The 19,013-nt window shown below is 67.1% G+C and carries 16 protein-coding genes; 5 read left to right on the forward strand and 11 right to left on the reverse strand.

Annotation, left to right across the window (positions count from 1 at the left end; all coding sequences use genetic code 11):
- The first annotated feature begins 28 nt into the window (after positions 1-28).
- Positions 29-1,294: an Hsp70 family protein gene (locus FHR73_RS18615; protein WP_183633223.1), complete on the forward strand. Its 1,266-nt coding sequence runs from the start codon at positions 29-31 to the stop codon at positions 1,292-1,294.
- Positions 1,295-1,343: 49 nt separating this feature from the next.
- On the opposite strand, the gene FHR73_RS18620 is transcribed toward FHR73_RS18615, so the two are convergent.
- The 4 genes from FHR73_RS18620 to FHR73_RS18635 all read right to left on the reverse strand — a co-directional run bounded on the left by FHR73_RS18620 (position 1,344) and on the right by FHR73_RS18635 (position 5,313).
- Entirely contained in the window at positions 1,344-1,922 is a 579-nt protein-coding gene (locus tag FHR73_RS18620; protein WP_183633225.1) for a DUF308 domain-containing protein, read from the reverse strand.
- Between the two features lie 197 nt (positions 1,923-2,119).
- Positions 2,120-2,950: an oxidoreductase gene (locus FHR73_RS18625; RefSeq protein WP_183633227.1), complete on the reverse strand. Its 831-nt coding sequence runs from the start codon at positions 2,948-2,950 to the stop codon at positions 2,120-2,122.
- A gap of 31 nt (positions 2,951-2,981) precedes the next feature.
- On the reverse strand, positions 2,982-4,406 hold the full coding sequence (locus FHR73_RS18630; RefSeq protein WP_260175745.1) for an MFS transporter: 1,425 nt from the start codon (positions 4,404-4,406) through the stop codon (positions 2,982-2,984).
- A 160-nt stretch (positions 4,407-4,566) separates the two neighbouring features.
- Positions 4,567-5,313, reverse strand: a complete 747-nt coding sequence (locus tag FHR73_RS18635; protein ID WP_183633229.1) for an SDR family NAD(P)-dependent oxidoreductase — start codon at positions 5,311-5,313, stop codon at positions 4,567-4,569.
- Between the two features lie 123 nt (positions 5,314-5,436).
- Between FHR73_RS18635 and FHR73_RS18640 the strand changes: the two genes are divergently transcribed.
- Entirely contained in the window at positions 5,437-6,321 is an 885-nt protein-coding gene (locus FHR73_RS18640; protein WP_260175746.1) for a LysR family transcriptional regulator, read from the forward strand.
- Positions 6,322-6,378: 57 nt separating this feature from the next.
- On the opposite strand, the gene bdcA is transcribed toward FHR73_RS18640, so the two are convergent.
- On the reverse strand, positions 6,379-7,092 hold the full coding sequence (bdcA, locus tag FHR73_RS18645) for an SDR family oxidoreductase (protein WP_183633231.1): 714 nt from the start codon (positions 7,090-7,092) through the stop codon (positions 6,379-6,381).
- 72 nt (positions 7,093-7,164) lie between these two features.
- Between bdcA and FHR73_RS18650 the strand changes: the two genes are divergently transcribed.
- The gene (locus FHR73_RS18650; protein WP_183633232.1) at positions 7,165-7,764 is read left to right on the forward strand and encodes a TetR/AcrR family transcriptional regulator; all 600 of its coding nucleotides are present in this window, start codon (positions 7,165-7,167) and stop codon (positions 7,762-7,764) included.
- A 15-nt stretch (positions 7,765-7,779) separates the two neighbouring features.
- On the opposite strand, the gene fdhE is transcribed toward FHR73_RS18650, so the two are convergent.
- Genes fdhE through fdnG form a run of 4 tightly spaced genes read right to left on the reverse strand, consistent with a single transcriptional unit; the run spans position 7,780 to position 13,403 of the window.
- Positions 7,780-8,703: a formate dehydrogenase accessory protein FdhE gene (gene fdhE / locus FHR73_RS18655; protein ID WP_183633235.1), complete on the reverse strand. Its 924-nt coding sequence runs from the start codon at positions 8,701-8,703 to the stop codon at positions 7,780-7,782.
- The gene (locus FHR73_RS18660; protein ID WP_183633237.1) at positions 8,703-9,410 is read right to left on the reverse strand and encodes a formate dehydrogenase subunit gamma; all 708 of its coding nucleotides are present in this window, start codon (positions 9,408-9,410) and stop codon (positions 8,703-8,705) included. The genes fdhE and FHR73_RS18660 overlap by 1 nt, the downstream gene beginning before the upstream one ends.
- On the reverse strand, positions 9,407-10,327 hold the full coding sequence (fdxH, locus tag FHR73_RS18665) for a formate dehydrogenase subunit beta (protein ID WP_183633239.1): 921 nt from the start codon (positions 10,325-10,327) through the stop codon (positions 9,407-9,409). The genes FHR73_RS18660 and fdxH overlap by 4 nt, the downstream gene beginning before the upstream one ends.
- Before the next feature lie 10 nt (positions 10,328-10,337).
- A complete protein-coding gene (gene fdnG, locus FHR73_RS18670) occupies positions 10,338-13,403 on the reverse strand; it encodes a formate dehydrogenase-N subunit alpha (RefSeq protein WP_183633365.1) in 3,066 nt (1,021 codons plus the stop codon).
- Between the two features lie 264 nt (positions 13,404-13,667).
- On the opposite strand from fdnG, the gene FHR73_RS18675 reads away from it, so the two are divergent.
- Positions 13,668-14,117, forward strand: a complete 450-nt coding sequence (locus FHR73_RS18675; RefSeq protein WP_133862204.1) for a GyrI-like domain-containing protein — start codon at positions 13,668-13,670, stop codon at positions 14,115-14,117.
- A 103-nt stretch (positions 14,118-14,220) separates the two neighbouring features.
- Positions 14,221-15,123 carry an NAD-dependent protein deacetylase gene (locus FHR73_RS18680; RefSeq protein ID WP_183633241.1) on the forward strand — a complete coding sequence of 301 codons (903 nt, stop codon included), beginning with the start codon at positions 14,221-14,223 and terminating at the stop codon, positions 15,121-15,123.
- On the opposite strand, the gene FHR73_RS18685 is transcribed toward FHR73_RS18680, so the two are convergent.
- Both FHR73_RS18685 and FHR73_RS18690 read right to left on the reverse strand, forming a co-directional pair.
- The gene (locus FHR73_RS18685) at positions 15,050-16,195 is read right to left on the reverse strand and encodes an acyltransferase (protein WP_183633243.1); all 1,146 of its coding nucleotides are present in this window, start codon (positions 16,193-16,195) and stop codon (positions 15,050-15,052) included. The two genes, FHR73_RS18680 and FHR73_RS18685, sit on opposite strands and share 74 nt — an antisense overlap.
- Before the next feature lie 307 nt (positions 16,196-16,502).
- Positions 16,503-18,935, reverse strand: coding sequence for a glucan 1,4-alpha-glucosidase (locus FHR73_RS18690; RefSeq protein ID WP_183633245.1), 2,433 nt, complete (start codon positions 18,933-18,935; stop codon positions 16,503-16,505).
- Between the last annotated feature and the right edge of the window lie 78 nt (positions 18,936-19,013).

Consider the following 19,013-nt stretch of genomic DNA (forward strand, 5'->3'; position numbering starts at 1 on the left):
CGCGGCTGCTCGCGTTACGGATCCTGACATGTCTGCTGCTCTACCCGCCCGCGCCCTGGGCCTCGACTTCGGTACCTCCAACTCCACCGCCGGCTGGTTCAGGCCCTCGGGCGAGGTCCTGCTGCCCCTCGAAGAGGGCAAGGCCACCCTGCCCTCGGTGATCTTCTTCAACGCCGAGGAGCGCCGCCCGGCCTATGGCCGCCAGGCGCTGCACGAATACCTGGAAGGCTACGAGGGACGCCTGCTGCGCTCGCTCAAGAGTCTGCTCGGCTCCAACCTGCTCAAGGGCGAGACCAGCATCCTCGGCAGCGCCCTGCCCTTCACCGAGGTGCTCGGCCTGTTTCTCGGCACCCTCAAGCAGCGCGCCGAGGCGCAGGCCGATCGCGCCTTCGACGCCGTGGTGCTGGGCCGTCCGGTGCATTTCGTCGATGACGACCCGGTCGCCGACCAGAAGGCCGAAAACACCCTGGCCGCAGTGGCGCGGCAGGTAGGCTTCAGCGACATCTCCTTCCAGTTCGAACCCCTCGCCGCCGCCTTCGACTACGAGCGCAGCATCGAGCGCGAGGAACTGGTGCTGATCGTCGACATCGGCGGCGGTACCTCGGACTTCTCCCTGGTGCGCCTGGCACCGGAGCGCCGTGCCCTGGCCGACCGCGCCGGCGACATCCTCGCCACCGGCGGCGTGCACGTCGGCGGTACCGACTTCGACCGCCAGCTGAGCCTGGAAGGGGTGATGCCGTTGCTAGGCTACGGCAGCGCCATGAAGAGCGGCGCCACCATGCCCACCAGCCACTACATCAACCTGGCGACCTGGCACACCATCAATGCCGTCTACGCCAAGAAGAGCGTGCTGGGCCTGCGCGACATGAGATACGACGCCCAGGACACCCGCTGCATGGACCGGCTGTTCAAGCTCATCGAACAGCGCGCCGGCCACTGGCTGGCGATCCAGGTGGAAGACGCCAAGATCGCCCTGACAGACGACTGGCGCCGCACCCTGCGCCTGGATCGCATCGAGACCGGCCTGGCCGCGGACCTGGAACGGCCGCTGTTCGACGCCGCCATCGCCCTGCAACTGGAGCGCCTGAGCCGCGGCGTGGACGAGCTGCTGGCCCGCGCCGACCTGGATCCGGCGCGGGTCGACAGCCTGTTCTTCACCGGTGGCTCCAGCGGCATCCCTGCGCTGCGCCAGGCCCTGGCCAGGCGCTTCCCCGGCGCCCGTCTGGTGGACGGCGACCGCTTCGGCAACATCGGTAACGGCCTGGCCATCGAGGCGTTCAAGCGCTACGGCTGAGTCCTTCGACACCGCCGGGGCCGGCGCCCACGAGGGCGTCGGCTCCACATCAGGCTCGCCTAGCGGCCGCGCTCCGCCGCGATCTCGCTACCGCGAGCCAGGCCGCCGAGACCCCGAAGTAGCAGGCACCGAAAGCCACATAAGGCGTCACGCTGGAAACATCCAGCGGGACACCTTCGGTCGCCTGCTTCACGAAGAATCCACCCGCCAGGGCGGATTGAGCGCCACTCAGGATCATCGCCCACTGACCAGCGGACGTCCGCCAGCGCCGTATCGCCACGACCAGTTGGAAAAGCCCAGCGGCCATGGCCCAGACCCCGAACACCCCGATCGCGGCGCCTAGGCCGGACCCCAGTGCCAGCCCTATCGCTACCGCGACGCCCAGACTGACGACGGCGTTGAGTCGCTGCGCAGCGTTGTGCCGCAGCCCGCCGCTCTGGCGGGCATCCAGAACGTTCGCCAGGGCATCCCACGCCGGGTAGAGAACGAGCAATAGCGGCCCCGCCCAACCCTGCTCATGACCGATGGCGAGCGCCAGCGCGATCCACAGCAGCGAAACCGCAGTCCTGATGAAATAGTAGCGTTGCAGCCAGTGGCTGGCAGTCGAATCCGGGAAGGTATGACTCATGGAGCACTCCAGCGGTGTTCATTTACGGAACGGCAAGGACGCTTGCCGGGAAAGGAATCCACTCACCAGGCGAAAAGGCCCAGGCACCCCATGGCGATGAGCGTGCCACTCGAGCGGGTTGGGCACAGGGATCGAGATGATCCGCGAGGTGGGTGGAACGTTAGGGGCCACGGGCGCCGCAGCCCCGCCTGGATCGATCAGTCGAAGTCGGTATGCAGGGCGATGTCACGCCAGGCCTCCATGTCAGCGCGCAGCGCCTGCGACTTGCGTTCCGCGATGTCGTAGGCGACCGGTCCAAGCGGCAAATGCAAGGGTGGCTCGGTCGCCATGACGGCCTGCACTATCACCGCGGCAGCCTTTCGCGGATCTCCCGCCTGTTTGCCGTCATTGCTGTCCCGGTAGGCACGCCGCCGCCCCGCCGTGTCGGCGTAGGCCGGGATCACCTGGTTCGCCATGGCGATGGAGCGCCCGAGAAAATCGGTGCGAAACGGCCCGGGCTCGACGATGGTCACGCGGATTCCGAAGGGTTCCACCTCCTTGGCCAGCGACTCGGAAAATCCCTCGACCGCGAACTTGCTCGCGCTGTAGTAGCCGGAACCCGGTCCTCCCGAGAGCCCTGCCCCGGATGACAGGTTGACGATACGGCCGCCGCCCCGCCGACGCAGGACAGGCAACGCCAGGCGGGTCGTTTCGATCAGGCCGAATACATTCACGTCGAACACCGGCCGGTATTCGCTGGGCTTGGCCTCCTCCACGGCACCGATGAAGCCTATCCCGGCGTTGTTCACCAAGACATCGAGACCACCGAATTCCCGCTCGGCATAGGCAATCGCGGCAGCCGCCGAGGCGGGATCGGTGACGTCCAACCGCACGGTCCTCAGGTTCTCGGGGAATTGCCGAGCCAAGGGTTGCAACAAGGCGGGATCGCGAGCCGTTGCCACGACTCTGTCGCCACGCGCAGCGGCCGTTGCGGCGATATGGCCGCCAAGACCGCTCGAGCAACCGGTAATAAGCCAGGTCTTTCTCATGCTGTTCTCCTCGCGCTGTGAGAAGCGCTGTTCACTCTGCGTCGCAAGCCCTTGGCGAGGCCGTCGCCGGGGTGCCTGGCCAACTCAAAACGGCTGCCAGCGCCAGGGCAGCGCCCATCGTCAAGGCGGCAACGGAAAAGGCGACCTGCACCTCTCTTCCGCCAGCGCCATCGGGGGCGAGGGCGAAAAACAGGCCACCGATGAGCGCTACCGCCAGGGCGGCGCTGATCTGCAGGGTGGCATTCATCAAGCCGGCGGCGAGTCCGGCCAGGCTCGGCGCCACCTGATCCGCGTTCACTCTCACCAGGGCCGGAAGCGCTATGCCCTGCCCCAGGCCGATCAACAGCAGCGGCACCGGCAGCCAGGTGGGCAAGCCGGCCAGCGCGGCCGCCAACATCAGGCCCATGACCTCCAAAGCCATGCCAAAGGCGGCGGTGCGTGCACCCAACCGTTGGGCAAGGTGCGGACTGCACAGGGGCCCAAGGAGGAAGCCGACCCCAAGGGGGAGGATCGCCCAGCCCGCAGCCAGGGCTCCGTGCCCCAGGCCGGCCTGCTGGTAGACGGCGAAGATGAGAAAGAAAGGTGCCAGGGCATAGAACAGAAAGGTCGCCAGGAGGCTGCGTCTCAACCGGGAAGCAGTGAGCAGGGAAGGCAGCACCAGGGGCGTCTCGCCGGCCGCCTCCTTGCGTTGCTCGTAGCGCCAGAAGGTGATCAGCAACCCGCCACTGACGATGAGCAGGGGGAGTGACCACCAGGGCCAATGCAGTCGTGGTCCCTCGACCAGGGGTACGACCAGCGCCAACAGCCCAGCCGCGAGCAGACCGGCGCCCATGACATCCAGCCGGCCCGGTTGCGTGGCCCGGCTCTCGCGCAGCACGACCAGCGCGGCCGGCAGGGCACAGAGAATGACGGGAAGATTGATGAGGAAGATGCTGCGCCAGCCCAAGCCGAAAGGATTGGCCTCGATCAGCACCCCACTCAAGACCTGACCCAGCACAGCGGCAAGTCCGAAGGTCGCGCCGTACAGGCCGAGCGCCCGGTTCTTCTCTTCCGCGGGGAAGGTCGCATGGATCAGGGCCATGGACTGTGGCGCCATGATGGCAGCCGCTACGCCCTGCAGCAGCCGCCCGGCAATCAGTATCGCGGGCGTTGGCGCGACCCCGCATAGCGCAGAGGCGATACCGAAGCCCAGCATACCGCCCAGATAGACACGCTTGCGGCCGAACATGTCACCCAGGCGGCCGCCCAGGATCAGGGTGACCGCATACGCCGTCGCATAGACGGATACCACCAGCTGGGCCAGATCCGAGGAGGTCTCGAAGTCGCGACGGATCACCGGCAGCGCCACATTGACGATGAAGAAGTCGAGCGGTGGCAGTAGCGTACCGATCAGCAGCACGCCCAGCGCGAACCAGCGACGGCTATCGGGCTGGGCCATGGGAAGGGATGAGTTCATGGACCTTACCTTTAATCGGGCTGCATCCTGCCCCGTGCAAGCCTTGCCGGCACGCGGCAGCTGGATGCAGCGATTTCTCGAAAAGCGAGGTAGCAGCGTGCCGGCGGGCGGTCAGCAAGCGGCCGTAGCGAACAGCGCGCGGCCAAGGCAACCGCCTGGTCTAGCGCATCCCGCCGGAGCCGAAGAGGCATTCGCCGGTCACCCAGCTGGCATCGTCGGACGCCAGAAAGGCGACGATGGGGGCGATATCCCGTACCTGGCCGATACGGCCGAGTGGGGTGCGGGCCTCGTTCCAGGCCTGGAATTCCGCACCCAGGGCGCCGGCGGCCTGGGTGCCCTCGGTTTCGATGAGGCCAGGATTGACGGCATTCACGCGGATACCACGAGGGCCCAGCTCGCGGGCGAGCACACCCGTGATCACATCGAGCGCGCCCTTGGTGCCGCTGTAGATGGCGCTTTCCGCCGGCAGGACGCTGGTGACATTCGAGCTGACGTTGATGATGCTGCTGCCGGCGCCCAGATGGGGACTGGCGGCGCCTATGAGCTGCAAGGGGCCGAGTACATTGATGTCGAATTGCAGCCGATACAGATCTACGGTGGTGTCTTCGATCCTGGCGAATTGATAGACACCGGCATTGTTCACCAGGATATCCAGGCGACCGAAGTGTTCGAGGGCCGCCGTTACCAAGGCCTCCATATCGGCCCGCTGGCGAACGTCGGCGCGTAGCGCGATAGCCGTACCCCCTGCGGTCTCGATGTCGGCGAGGACGGCGTCCGCCCCGTCCTGGCTGGACGCATAGCCGATGACGACCCTGGCGCCGTCTGCCGCCAGTTGCCGGGCAATGCCCGCACCGATGCCTTTGGAGGCGCCCGTCACAATCGCAACCCTATCTCGCAACCTGCTCATATCTGCTCACCTGCACGGAACCAGTTCGAACATCCCTGGCTGAATCCAACGGATCTACGTCGATGTGAGTCACCATGGTCGCCCCTACGATATTGTTTGGGGACTGCCTTTCCTGCATATTCAATGTTCATTTTTGAACGCAGGTTCGTCATGGAATGGAGCGATGTACGGATCTTTCTGGCAGTCGCCCGGGGCGGGTCCTATGGCTCGGCCGCGCGAGCCTTGGGAGTCAGTCACCCAACGGTAGGTCGACGAATCAAAACGCTCGAGGATGAAGCCGGACAGGCGCTGCTACGACGCACCCGCGAGGGCCTGATCCTCACGAATTCGGGAGATGCCGTATTCGCCCTGGCCGAGTCCATGGAAGCCTCGGCCCTGGCCATGGAGCGGCGTCTGGCAGGTAACCACCAGCGCCTGGAGGGAATCCTGCGAATCTCTTCGGCGGATTGGTTTGCCGGCTATGTTCTGGCGCCGGTCCTGGCCGACCTCACCCGGCGGCATCCTGCCGTGGTACCCGAGGTCATTGCCAGCTATCGACTGCTGGATCTCTCCCGACGCGATGCGGACGTGGCCTTTCGCCTGGTGCCCTTCAGCGAACCGGATATCGTGCAGCGCCGTTTCCTGAGGATGCCCTACGGCCTCTATGGCTCCGCCGAGACGGTGCTGACCATGCAAGAGGATACGGCTGCGGTCGGGCTGATCCTCATGAACAGCGCCCAATCGCACTTTCCCGATGTCGCCTGGTTGCTCGATCGACTGCCGGGGTCGCAACGCGCCTTCACCAGTACCAGTCGAACCGTTCAGGCACAGATGTGCCGGCGTGGACTGGGAGTTGCCGTCCTGCCCCGCCCGCTCGGCGATGCGACGGCAGGACTGCAGCTCATCGAGAGCTTTGGCAGTCCTCCATCAAGGGATATCTGGGTGGGCTATCACCAGGACCTGCGCCACATGGATAGGCTGCGGGCGTTGCTGGATATCGCCGAAGAGGTATTGGGGCCGGCGCACTAGGCTGGCCGGCCGTCACCCCTATCGCCTGGGCCCTGGGCGCTAGGGGTACGCGCTCGATCAGGCGCCGAAGGCGCCGTCGATGGTGTGCATGGCGCCGGTGACGAAGCCGGCCTCGGGGCCGGCCAACCAGGCGACCATGCCGGCCACCTCGTCGGCGCTGCCGTGGCGCTTGATCGCCAGGAAGCTGTGCATCAGCTCCTTCATGGGGCCATCCGCCGGATTCATCTCGGTATCGATGGGGCCCGGCTGCACCACGTTGACGGTGATGCCGCGCGGACCGAAGTCCCGTGCCAGACCGCGGGCGAGCCCCTGCAGGGCCGACTTGCTCACGGCATAGGCGGCCAGGCCGGGCACCGGCATGCGATCGCCATTCACCGAGCCGATGACTATGATCCGCCCGCCCGGCGGCATCTGCCGCGCGGCTTCCACGGCCGCGTGATAGGGCGCCTGCACATTGATGCTGAACAGACGATCGACGGCGTCCGGATCCTGTTCCAGGGCATCGCCGAACAGCGCCACGCCGGAATTGACCACCAGCACGTCCAGCGGACCAGAGGCGCGCACCCGGGCGATCACCGCGTCGCGGTCGGCGCTGTCGGTCAGCTCGGCGGTGCTACCGGTTTCCGCCGCCAGGGCCTGGGCGGCATCCCTGGAACTGGCATAGGTAAAGGTCACCTGGGCGCCGGCGGCGGCGAAGCGCCGCACGATGGCGGCGCCTATGCCGCGACTGCCACCCAGCACCAACACCTTCTTGCCTGTGAAATCGCTCATGGGTCTGCCTCCTGATTAATGTAGTGAGTGCTACAATAAGCCTCTCCCGTCCGCTGTCAAAGTATTTTTGTAATGAACGCTACAAATAAACCCGCACCCCGTGGGCGGCCGCGCCGCTTCGATCCGGACGAGGCCCTCGTCCAGGCCCAGCGCCTGTTCCATGAAAAAGGCTATGACGGGGTGAGCGTCGCCGATCTGACCCAGGCGCTCGGGATCAGGCCGCCGAGCTTCTATGCGGCCTTCGGCAGCAAGCTCGAGCTGTACCAGCGGGTGCTCGAGCGCTATATCTCGACGGGCACACTGCTGCTGCACGAGATCCTGGACGGCGAGCAGTCCCTGGCGGTAGCGCTCACCCGAGTGCTGGAAGAGGCGGCGCGCAGCTATGCGGTCGACCCCTGTGCGGCCGGCTGCCTGGTGCTGGAGGGCACCCATTCCGACGATCCCCAGGCCCGCGCGGCGGCCGACCGGCACCACCAGGCGGCCCAGACGCTCATCCGCACCCATATCGCCGCCTGCCAGCCGCAGCGTGCGCAGGAACTGGCCGACTTCGTCATCACCACCATGGCCGGCCTCTCCGCCAGCGCGCGACACGGCCAGAGTCTGGAACGCCTGCTGGCCAGCGCGCGCCTGGCGGGCCTGGCGCTGAACCAGGCCCTCGCCGTGGAGGCGTGACGCGGCTCCGGCGCCCTAGTCCCCGGCGATGAACAGCGGATTGAAGCCGCTGCGGGCATAGCGCCCCTCTTCCGCCAGGGCGAAGTCCAGCGGCAGGCTGGCGAGGTCGTCGGCCAGGGGCTCGGCACCCAGGTTGAAGCTCTTGCTGACCAGCTTGAGGTAGCTGTCGCAGCTGTCGCAGGTCTCGGCCTGGGCGGCCAGGGGCGTCTTGCCGGCGTCGTCTTCCAGGGCCAGGTAGCGCACCTGGGCGCTGGTGTTGCAGCAGCTGCACTTGCTGCGCTCCAGGTGCCATTCGGTGGCGCAGAGGCTGCAGTGCAGGTAGCGCACATTGTCGCGATCGCGGTCGGCGTGGACGATGCTGGCCAGCGGCGGCGCGGCGCAGGTCGGGCACAGCACCCGGCTGGCGTCGCCATGGCGCTGGGGGGGCTGGGGCAGGCCGAGGGCCAGACGGACCCAGGCCACCTGCAGGGCAGCGCCCACCAGCGGCAGCAGCGCCCGGACCTCCGGGGCGCCAGGTTCCTGGGCCAGCAGCTGCTCGGCGAGCCGTTGACGCTCGGCCACCGGCAAGGCGGCCAGCTGTTCGAGCACCGGCCGCTGACGCGTGGCGATGCGCAACTCCAGGTTGGCCAGCAGCGCCTGCAGATCGCCCTGCCAGTCCAGATCCCGCAGCAGGGCCTGCCCCTGCAGCGGCGGCATGCCGTGCTCCAGGGCCAGGCTGAAGGCATCCGGCGCCGGTTGCCAGCCGGGCTGGCGCTCCTGCAGGACGGCCTCCTGGGCCTGGACCAGCAGGGCCATGAAGCCGAGGAAGTCGCCCAGTTCGATGCTGCGCTCGGCCAGTTCGCCCAGGCGGCGGGCGCGACGGGCGAACAGCTGGCGATCGGGCAGGACCACCGGCGGCGGATTGAGGATGCCGGTGGGCGAGGTGCCGTACTGATGCATCAGGGAGTCCCCTTGTCGGGCATGCGGTGTTCATCCAGGGGGCGCTCGCCCCGCTCGCCGCCTTCGCGGCGTTCCTGCTCGACGATCTCGTCGTACCACAACCGGTGATGGTGCTTGGCCCAGGCGCGGCTGACGCGGCCCTGGGTCATGGCGCGGAAGGAGCCCTTCACCCAGATCGCCGAATAGACGTGGATGATCAGGGTGACGATGGCGATGAAGGCGACATAGGCGTGCACCAGGCTGGAAAAGCGCAGCCAGCCGCGCGGCAGGATGTCGGCGAAATACGGCCGCCAGATGAAGAAGCCGCTGAGCAGCAGCGCCGGCACCGACAGCAGCATCACCCAGTACACCAGTTTCTGCCCGGGGTTGTTGGCGCCGATGGGCGGCGCCAGTTCGTCGCGGTTGGCGAGAACATCGCCGATGCGCCGCACCCAGGCCACGTCGTGGCGCTTGAACAGGTTGACCTTGAAGAAGCGCACCGCCATGACCACGAAGCCCAGGCTCATGGCCACCCCGATGAAGGGGTGCAGGATGCGCGTCATGGTCGGCCCGCCGAACAGCGCCGTGAGGTCGAAGAAGAACGGGTGGAAGAAGGCCAGGCCGCTCAGGGTCAGGCAGACGAAGGTGAAGGCGATGAACCAGTGGTTCAGCCGGCTGAAGGTGGTGTAGCGCAGGATGCCGCGCTTATTGTCCGATGGCGTGGTCATGGCCGGTCCTCCTCGCGCGCGGCGTGGCGCTCTGCCTCGTCCGGGGATTCCTCGGGTTCTTCCTTGGGTCCCTTGGTCAGGTAGTGGGCGATGCCCGCGATGGCGGTGACGCCCAGCAGCGCCGACATGATCGGCTTGGTCACGCCCTTCCACAGGCTGACCATGGGGCTGATCTGCGGATCGGCCGGCAGGTGGGTATAGAGCTCCGGCTTGTCGGCGTGCTGCAGCACGTACATCACATGGGTGCCGCCCACCCCGGCCGGATCGTAGAGACCGGCGCCGGGAAAGCCGCGGTCATGCAGTTGGCCGACGCGCATCTGGGCGTGTTCGGTCATGTCTTCCTTGGTACCGAACATGATCGCCCCGGTCGGGCAGGACTTGACGCAGGCCGGCTCCAGGCCGTGGTAGACCCGGTCGGAGCAGAGGGTGCACTTGTAGGCCTTCTGGTCCTTCTTGGAGATGCGCGGCACGTCGAAGGGGCAGCCCGAGACGCAATAGCCGCAGCCGATGCAGTGCTCGGAGTTGAAGTCGACGATGCCGTTGGCGTACTGCACGATGGCCCCCGGCGCCGGGCAGGCCTTGAGGCAGCCCGGGTCGGCGCAGTGCATGCAGTTGTCCTTGCGGATCAGCCACTCCAGGTTGCCCTTCTCGTTGACGTATTCGTCGAATCTCATCACCTGGAAGGTCTCCGGGGTGAGGTCCGGCGGATTGTTGTAGGTGCCGTTGCAATGGCCGACCTCGTCGCGCAGGTCGTTCCATTCCGAGCAGGCCACCTGGCAGGCCTTGCAGCCGATGCAGCGCGACACGTCGATCAGCTTGGCCACCGCCTCCACCCCGCCGATGCGGGTATGGGGCGACTCCTCGGAGGTGGCCGAGCGCGCGACGATGTTCTGGAAGTTGACTTGATCGCCTCTCATAGAACCTCCCTCAGACCTTTTCCACGTTCACCAGGAACGACTTGAATTCCGGTGTCTGGGTGTTGGCGTCGCCCACGAAGGGGGTCAGGGTGTTGGTGAGGAATCCGGGGCGGGTGACGCCCTTGAAACCCCAGTGGATGGGGATGCCGATGTGGTGCACCGTGCGCCCCTCCACCTGCAGCCCGTGCATGCGCTTGGTCACCACCGCCACCGCCTTGATGTAGCCGCGCTTGGAGCTGACCTTGACCCAGTCGCCGGCCTTGATGCCGAGTTCGGTCGCCAGGTCCTCGCCGATCTCGACGAACTTCTCCGGCTGGGCGATGGCGTTGAGCCGCGCATGGGTGGTCCAGAAGTGGAAGTGCTCGGTCAGCCGGTAGGTGGTGGCCGCATAGGGGAATTCCTCGCGGGTGCCCAGCCGGGCCCGGTCGCCGGGGAAGATCCGCGCCGCCGGGTTGTTCTTGGCCCGCGGGTTGTCCGGGTGCAGCGGATTGTGGTCCAGCGGCGATTCGAAGGGTTCGTAGTGCTCCGGGAAGGGTCCCTCGGCCAGCAGGCTGCCGCCAAAGAAGTGCGCGACGCCCTCCTGGTTGAGGATGAAGGGCCCGGCCTTGGCCGAGGGCGGCGAGGTCCAGGGGAAGTCGGGGATATCGGCGCCGGCCCAGCGTTCGCCGTTCCACCAGATCAGCCGCTTCTCCGGTGCCCAGGAGGTCCCGTCCGGCCGGGCGCCGGCGCGGTTGTAGAGGATGCGGCGATTGAGCGGCCAGGCCCAGGCCCAGCCCAGGGTCATGCCGATGTTGTAGGGATCGGCGTTGTCGCGCCGGTCCATGTTGTTGCCCTGGCGGTTGTAGGAGCCCGAATAGATCCAGCAGCCGCAGGTGGTGCTGCCGTCGTCGGCGAGGAAGCCGAAGTCGTCGAGCAGTTCGCCACGCTTGTGGGAAATGGTCCCGTTCGGCCCGGGTAGGTCGGCCAGGGCGCGGCCGTTGTATTCCTGGGCGATGTCCTCGGGATTGGGCTCCTCCGGATTGCTGTAGGGCCAGGTCAGGTTGAGGATGGGATCGGGGAAGGCGCCACCCTCGTCGCGATACATCCCCTGCAGGCGATGGAACAGCCCGGCGAGGATGGCCACGTCCGGCCGCGCCTCGCCCGGTGGCGGCGCGGCGCGCCAGTGCCACTGCAGCCAGCGCGAGCTGTTGACGATGGCGCCGTTCTCCTCGGCGAAGCAGGTGGTGGGCAGGCGGAACACCTCGGTCTGGATCTGGCTCGGGTCCACGTCGTTGAGTTCGCCGTGGTTCTGCCAGAAATCGGCGGTCTCGATGGCCAGCGGATCCATCACCACCAGGTACTTGAGCTTGCCAAGCGCCTGGCTGACCTTGTTCTTGTCCGGGAAGGAGGCCAGCGGATTGAAACCCTGGCAGAAATAGCCGGTGATCTCGCCGTGGTGCATGCGCTCGAAGGTGTGCAGGACGTCATAGAGCGGCTCGCTGAGCTTGGGCAGCCAGTCGTAGCACCAGTCGTTGTCCTTGGTCGCCGCCTCGGAGAACCAGGCCTTCATCAGGCTTACGTGGAAGCGCTCGTAGTACTTCCAGTAGGAGACCTCGCCCTCGCGCAAGGGCTGCTTGGCGCGCCGCTTGATGTAGTCGCGGTATTCATGTTCCTCGTGGGAGGCCAGGTAGAGATAGCCCGGCAGCTGGTTGGACAGCAGGCCCAGGTCGGTCAGCCCCTGGATGTTGGAGTGACCGCGCAGGGCGTTGACCCCGCCGCCGAGCATGCCGATGTTGCCCAGTAGCAGCTGCACCATGGAGGCGGTGCGGATGATCTGGGCGCCGATGGAATGCTGGGTCCAGCCCAGGGCATAGAGGATGCTCATGGTGCGCTCGGGGCGCGCCGTCTCGGCGATCATGTCCCAGGTGGTCTGGATCTGCTCGCGCGGCATGCCGCAGACGCGCTCCACCAGGTCGATGGTGTAGCGACTGTAGTGCGCCTTCATCAGCTGGTAGACGCAGCGCGGGTGCTGCAGGGTCGGGTCTTCCTGCACCATGCCGCGCTCGTCGAACTCGTAGCTCCAGCTGGATTTCTCGTAGGCGCGGCGCTTGTCCTCGCCGAAGCCGGAGAAGAGGCCGTCGTGGAAGCCGAAGTCTTCCTTCACGATGAGGGCGACGTCGGTGTAGGCCCTTACGTACTCATGCTGGATCTGGTCCGTGGTGAGCAGGAAGTTGATCAGCCCGCCCAGGTAGACGATGTCGGTCCCGGTGCGGATATAGGCGTGGTAGTCCGCCACCGCCGAGGTCCGGGTAAAGCGCGGATCGATGGTGATCAGCTTGGCGTTGTTCTTTTCCTTGGCCTCCACCATCCAGCGAAAGCCCACCGGGTGCGCCTCGGCCGAGTTGCCGCCCATGGACAGGATGAGATTGGCGTTGCGGATGTCGACCCAGTGATTGGTCATGGCACCGCGGCCGAACGAAGGGGCAAGACCTGCCACCGTCGGTCCGTGTCACACGCGCGCCTGGTTGTCGATCGCCAGCATGCCGAGGCTGCGGATCACCTTCTGGGTGAGGTACGCGGTCTCGTTGGAACAGGCCGAGGCCGCCAGGAAGCCGGTGGTGATCCAGTGATTGACCAGGTGGCCGTCGGCGTCATGGGTGACGAAGTTCTTGTCCCTGTCCTCCTTCATGTAGCGAGCGATGCGGTCCAGCGCCTCGTTCCAGCTGATGCGCTTCCACTCGTTGCTGCCCGGCTCGCGCACCTCGGGGTGGGAGAGGCGCGATTCGCTCTTGATGAAGTCCAGCACCCCGGCGCCCTTGGGGCAGAGAGAACCGCGACTGACCGGATGATCCGGATCGCCTTCGACGTGGTAGATGTCGCTGACGGTGTTGATGCCGCCATCGCCGCGGCTGTAGAGCAGCATGCCGCAGCCCACCGAGCAGTAGGTGCAGGTGTTGCGCGTCACCTTGGCGGCGGCGAGCTTGTAGTAGCGGATGGACGCCAGCGCGGGCTCCGGGGCGAAGCCGAGCAGGGCCATGCTCGAGGTGGCGACCCCCGCCGTACTGAGTTTGAGGAAGTTGCGGCGCGATACCTTGATCGACATTTCTTGGGTAACTCCAGGCACATCACGGTAGGACTTCGTCCTGAGCCGGGCCTGGCAGTTCGAGCGAAGCGTCGCCTTTCTTCGTCGAAAAATCATTCAAAATCAGTGTTTTAGCGAAGCGGCAGGAGGGCTTGGCAGGGTCTGCGGCAGGCGCTGGCGGCGACTGCGACCTTTCGTCCGATGGCTGTCCCGGCTGACCGCCGCGCGCCGCTGGAGTAAGGTGGCGGCCTTCATCGCATCTTCGAGAGAGTCTGTCCCATGTCGCTGGAAATCGTCGACCATCCCGCCCTGGAAGTGACCGGTCTGCTGTTCGAGCCTGGCCAGGGCGAAGACATCGCCGCCCTCTGGCGGCGCTTCGCCGATCGCGCCGGGGAAATCACCGGTCGCGAGGGCGATGCCGAATGGTATGGCCTGAGCTGGCGTCAGGCCGGCGCCATGCACTACCTGGCCGCGGTGGCCACCGCGCCGGGCGCGCCCCTGCCCGCCGGCATGGTGCGCCAGGAACTGCCGGAAGGCCGCTACGCCCGCTACGTGCACCTGGGCACCGCGCCCAGCGTGGCCAAGAGCCTCGGCCGGCTGTTCGCCGAGCTGCTGCCGGCGCGCGGCCTGCAACCCCGTCCGGGTGCCTGCTTCGAGCATTACACCGAGGCCTTCACCGGGGTGGATGCGCAGGATTCGCAGATCTACATCTACGTGCCGGTCTTCTAAAGGCCACTTGCCGCAGCGCGGACAGGACGTTCGTCAGCTGCGGCTTGCCTCGCGGCATAACCCTTTCCAAGCTGGGGATATCGCCCGCAACCCCAGGTGCACGATGTCCCTGCCCGAGCTCCAGTCCTTTATCGCCCGGCACGAGCGGATCTTTCTGCTCACCGGCGCCGGTTGCAGCACCGATTCCGGCATTCCCGACTACCGCGACCGCGACGGCGCCTGGAAGCGCCCGCAACCGGTCACCCTGCAGGCCTTCGTCGGCGACGAACGCCTGCGCCGCCGCTACTGGGCACGCAGCCTGATCGGCTGGCCGCGCTTCTGCCAGGCGCGGCCCAACGCCACCCACCAGGCCCTAGCGGCCCTGGAGCGGCGTGGCCAGGTGGAGATGCTGCTGACCCAGAACGTCGATCGCCTGCACCAGGCCGCCGGCAGCGAGGCGGTGATCGACCTGCACGGCCGCCTCGACCAGATCCGCTGCCTGGGCTGCGAGCTGCGCCTGCCGCGCCAGGAATTCCAGCAGTGGCTGGGCGAACTCAATGGCGACTGGCTGGCGCTGGACGCGGCTACCGCGCCGGATGGCGATGCCGATCTGGAAGGCGTGGATTTTATGAGTTTTCGCGTGCCGGACTGCCCGCGCTGCGGCGCCCTGCTCAAGCCGGACGTGGTGTTCTTTGGCGAACACGTGCCCGGCGCGCGGGTGGAGCGCGCCTTCGCCCACCTGGGCCGCGCCGATGCGCTGCTGGTGGTGGGCTCGTCGCTGATGGTCTATTCCGGCTTTCGCTTCGCCCAGGCCGCGGCCCGCGCCGGCCTGCCCATCGCCGCCCTGGGCTATGGCCGGACCCGCGCGGACGACCTGCTCGCACTCAAGGTGGAAGCCTCCTGCGCCCAGGCACTGACCTTTCTGCTGGAGTATCCCGGGGCGGCGCCGGCGCTTACGCCGGCACTTGCCGAGGCCGTGGCGCCCGGCCCAGGTGCATCAGCGGACGCTCGATCCAGCGGTAGCTGAGCATCGACAGCAGGCAGGCGAGTACCAGTACCGGCGGCAGCAGCGCCATGAAGCCGATGGTGCCCAGGGTTTCGACCGAGCCCAGGTTGAGCAGGGTGAAGAGGCCGTAGAGCAGCAGTCCGTGGGTGAGATAGAGGCTGTAGCTGATCTCGCCCAGCACCTTGAGGCCGCGACTGCGCAGGAGGCCGAAGAGGTCGTTGCCGGCGGCCATGGCGGCGAAGGGCAAGGCCAGCGCCAGCATCTGCTTGAGGTTGTAGTCCGGCTGGGTCATGGCATAGGCCACCAGCGCCAGCGACAGCGCGGCCACCAGGGGCGTGCGCAGGCGTGCCAGCAGCGCCGGCCGATGGACCTTGACGAACACCGGCAGGAAACCCAGCAGGAACAGCAGGCCGAAGCGCGCGCCCAGCACGTGGTAGTGATAGCCGGCGGCGACCAGGGCGCCCACCAGCAGCGCCGAGACCAGCAGCGGCAGGCCGAAGCCACGACGATTGAACAGCGCGGCGATGAGCGGCAGCGCCAGGTAGAACAGCGCCTCGTAGCGCAGCGTCCAGTGGGCGCCGGCAGTCATCCAGCCGCTCTCCTCCAGGCCGTTGAGGCTGAAGCCGGAAAACAGCTCCCAGCTGAGCAGCTCGAGCATGAAGTGCTGGCCGTCGGCGATGACGAAGTGGGTGCGGATCAGGGTGAAGAGCACCACCACGGCGACCACGCAGAGATACAGCGGCATCACCCGCAGCACCCGCGAACGGAGCAGCTCGCCCCAGTCCGGCGTGCGGCGATAGACCTTTCCGAAGAACAGGTAGCCGGTGATCATGAAGAACAGCGAGACCGGTACCACGCCCATGTTGTAGAGCAGGTCGCTGTCGGGTTCGCGCCACTGGCCCTCGGCCTTGAGGTGATAGGTCAGCACGAAATGCAGGCAGACCACGGCGGTGGCGAGGATGCCGCGCAGGGCATCCAGCGGCGAGGAGCGCGCCAGGGTCTCCTCGGTGAGCAGCGGGCTGCGGCGCAGGGCGAAAGCCAGCAGCACCAGGGTGCCCAGGTAGAGGGCGATGGGGAGAGCGACGTCAGTCATATCCGTGACCTTCTTGACAGGAACCGGCAAAGACCCGCCCCCAGACCGCCGGAGCGGTCGCCGGAGCGAGCGAGAGAAAAGCGCGACAGCCGGGCACGCTACCGCGCGGTACGCGACCGAGGGCAGAGGGACCGGAAAGGGAGGAGAACAGCGGCGAGCGGAAGGATCCGCTGCCTCAGGAAAGCGCGAGAACGCCCATCAGACAAGTCTTGTTACAGGCGTTCCCTCGGGTTAGACGTTTCGTTAGCCTGGCTCAGCGGCCCTGGCACGCGGCCCAGGGGCCGCCTGCCATTCGTCGGATCCGCCCTCAGGGCGCCAGTGCCCGCGCCACCACCGGGTAGTGATCCCACACCTGGCCGTCCGCCATGGAGCGCAGCAGCTTGACGTACTCGGCATGGGACCAGGCCAGCGGCGTTGCCGAATCGGTGCCCTGCCCCTTGCTGTAGCCGTGGCGCCGGTTGTCACCCACGCCGTCCCAGACCTGCTCGGGCAGCATCAGGCCGGCGTTGGCGAACAGCTCCAGGCCGCGGACGTAGGTGTCGCGCAGTCGGGTGAGCGCCGCCGCATCCGGCTTGCCCTGCAGGACCAGGCGCGCCAGTTCGTAGTGACCGCGTTCGCCGGTGAAGATCGGCCAGACCCGGCCGCGCAGTCCGGAGTTGGGCACCGGCTGCTCGGTGGCGGGAAAGTTGATGCCAGAGCTTTCACTCTCGCCATAGCCGTCGTTGCCATAGCGCCGCCAGCCGGGGAAGGTGCCGTTCACCCCCGGGTACTGGAAGCTGTACTTGACCCGCAGATTCTCCGGCAGGCCCTCGTCGTCCAGCACCGCCAGGCTCTTCTGCACCAGGGGATCGCCGGCCGGTCGCACGCCGTAGCGCACCAGTTCGAGGAAACCGGCGTCCAGCACCTGGTCTTCCGGCAGGCCCGGGCGGCTGTTGTTGTCCACCAGCTTGCCCTTGTCGTTGGGATTCTCGTTCTGGGTGATGCGCAGGTAGTAGTTGCCGGCGCCCAGGCTGCCCTGGGTGGTGGCCATGGTCTTTTCCACCTGGCTCGAATAGCGCCGCGCGGTGTCGCGGTAGCGGCTGGCATTGGCCTCGTCGCCGGCGTGGCGCGCCAGTTCGCTGGCCGTGGCGAGACCGGCGATCACCGCCGCGGTGGTGGACGGCGAATAGCCCCACTGCTCTTCCCAGCGTTCCTGCTGGGTCTGCGGCGGCTTGACCTGCCAGGTGTTCCAGCCCAGGTTGACCTGGCTGTCGCGGGCGAGGAAATCCGCCGCGGGCCGGAGCATCTCGCGATACCAGCGATCGATCTCGGCGTCGCCCAGCAGGCCGCCCTGCCAGAGGCGATAGCCGAGCATGATCGGCATGGCGGTCTGGTCCAGTTGCACGCCCACCCATTCGATGGTGCCGTCGACGTGGGTCTTCTGCAGGAACCAGCCGGTGGCACCGGGCGCATGGACCTCGTCGCCCTGCTTCTGCTGGTGGATGAAGGCCGAGCTGTCGGCCGGCTTGTGCGCGGTGTTGGCATCCACCTGCACCTGCTTGAGATAGCTGAAGGCGACCTTGGGCGTCTGCCGATCGCCCAGCGCCAGCAGCGCCATGGCGCACTGGTAGAAGTCCCGCGGCCAGACCGCCTTGTAGCCGGTGGTGCCCTTGGCCGCCGGCACCGTTTCGCCCCAGGGATTGGACAGCGAGGCGATCAGGGCGCCGGCGTGGGTCTTGTCTTCCTGGGCCTTGAGCACCAGGGCGCTGGCGTTGACCAGCTTGCCGCCGTCGCCGGCCTGGGCCTGCAGGCGCGGCAGCTGGTCGAGGCTGGCGAGGTAGTCCTGCCAGCCGATGGCGTCGCCCTCGCCGTTGTAGTGGGCCAGCACCTTTTGGTAGCCGCGGGCCAGGGTGGCGTCCGCCGCCGCCTCGGCCTGGCGCGGATTGGCGCCAAAGCCCACCACCACGTCCAGGGTGGTCTCGGCGCCCTTGAGCGGCAGCTTGGCCAACATGGCGACGTTGCCGGCCTGGTCGCCGGTGCTGCTGTAGAGCTGGGTCAGCTTGCCGTTGCGGCGCAGGTCGTCGAGGCCGTCGGAGCTGCCGACGAAACCCACGCTGGGCGTCTGCAGCGGCTGGCTGGCCTTGACCACCAGGGCGTGCTCGCCTTCGCTGGCGTAGAGCACAGAGCCATTCACCGCGGCGCGGTCGTGGCTGCCGCTATTGGCCAGCGCCGGATCGACATAGAGATAGGGCTGGATGCGCGGATCCTGGCTGCGAAAGATGACGCGCATGACCAGGGTGTCCTGGTCCGGATCGGTGAAGACGTGCTTCTCGATCTCGTAGCGCCCCTGGCGGTCGCGATTGACGATCCGGTAGGCCAGGGAGGTGGGCCGGCCGGCGCTATCGGTGGCCAGGTATTCGATGCGGCTGTCGGTGTCGTCGCGCTCCAGGTGGGTGAAGTCCGGTCCGCGGATCACCAGTTGCATCTCACGCAGCTGCGCCTCGTGGATGAGCCCTTGCATGGTCTCGGTGACCACGCCCTGGGCCAGGGAAAACCAGACTCGCGAGACGCGGCCGGTACTGGCCTGGTCGCTGTAGGCGCCATCGCGATAGGCCTCGTAGCTGGTGCCGATGCCGGTCTTGCCGGAATAGGACCAGAAGGGTGTGGCGCCGGGGGCGCCCGGGGCTTCCAGGGCAGACGCCAGGGGCGTCAGGAGAAAACTGGCGGAACAGAGCAGCGGACGGACGAAGCGGACGGGCATGGGCAGGCGGGCCTTGTTCTGGTTGTGCCGAAAGTCGCATGGCAGAGGGCCTGCTGGCCCTCCCCGTCCGTAAGCCTA

The sequence above is a fragment of the Pseudomonas sp. AS2.8 genome (genome assembly GCF_014190935.1).
GTDB lineage: Bacteria > Pseudomonadota > Gammaproteobacteria > Pseudomonadales > Pseudomonadaceae > Chryseomonas.

Excerpts from the sequence above, each read along its gene's own strand:
- bdcA (WP_183633231.1), bottom strand. The coding sequence starts at position 7,092 with ATGAGCGATTTCACAGGCAAGAAGGTGTTGGTGCTGGGTGGCAGTCGC.
- FHR73_RS18625 (WP_183633227.1), bottom strand. The coding sequence starts at position 2,950 with ATGAGAAAGACCTGGCTTATTACCGGTTGCTCGAGCGGTCTTGGCGGC.
- FHR73_RS18640 (WP_260175746.1), top strand. The coding sequence starts at position 5,437 with ATGTTCATTTTTGAACGCAGGTTCGTCATGGAATGGAGCGATGTACGG.
- FHR73_RS18675 (WP_133862204.1), top strand. The coding sequence starts at position 13,668 with ATGTCGCTGGAAATCGTCGACCATCCCGCCCTGGAAGTGACCGGTCTG.
- FHR73_RS18635 (WP_183633229.1), bottom strand. The coding sequence starts at position 5,313 with ATGAGCAGGTTGCGAGATAGGGTTGCGATTGTGACGGGCGCCTCCAAA.
- FHR73_RS18650 (WP_183633232.1), top strand. The coding sequence starts at position 7,165 with ATGAACGCTACAAATAAACCCGCACCCCGTGGGCGGCCGCGCCGCTTC.
- fdhE (WP_183633235.1), bottom strand. The coding sequence starts at position 8,703 with ATGCATCAGTACGGCACCTCGCCCACCGGCATCCTCAATCCGCCGCCG.
- FHR73_RS18615 (WP_183633223.1), top strand. The coding sequence starts at position 29 with ATGTCTGCTGCTCTACCCGCCCGCGCCCTGGGCCTCGACTTCGGTACC.
- FHR73_RS18660 (WP_183633237.1), bottom strand. The coding sequence starts at position 9,410 with ATGACCACGCCATCGGACAATAAGCGCGGCATCCTGCGCTACACCACC.
- FHR73_RS18680 (WP_183633241.1), top strand. The coding sequence starts at position 14,221 with ATGTCCCTGCCCGAGCTCCAGTCCTTTATCGCCCGGCACGAGCGGATC.
- FHR73_RS18685 (WP_183633243.1), bottom strand. The coding sequence starts at position 16,195 with ATGACTGACGTCGCTCTCCCCATCGCCCTCTACCTGGGCACCCTGGTG.
- FHR73_RS18690 (WP_183633245.1), bottom strand. The coding sequence starts at position 18,935 with ATGCCCGTCCGCTTCGTCCGTCCGCTGCTCTGTTCCGCCAGTTTTCTC.
- fdxH (WP_183633239.1), bottom strand. The coding sequence starts at position 10,327 with ATGAGAGGCGATCAAGTCAACTTCCAGAACATCGTCGCGCGCTCGGCC.
- FHR73_RS18630 (WP_260175745.1), bottom strand. The coding sequence starts at position 4,406 with ATGAACTCATCCCTTCCCATGGCCCAGCCCGATAGCCGTCGCTGGTTC.
- FHR73_RS18620 (WP_183633225.1), bottom strand. The coding sequence starts at position 1,922 with ATGAGTCATACCTTCCCGGATTCGACTGCCAGCCACTGGCTGCAACGC.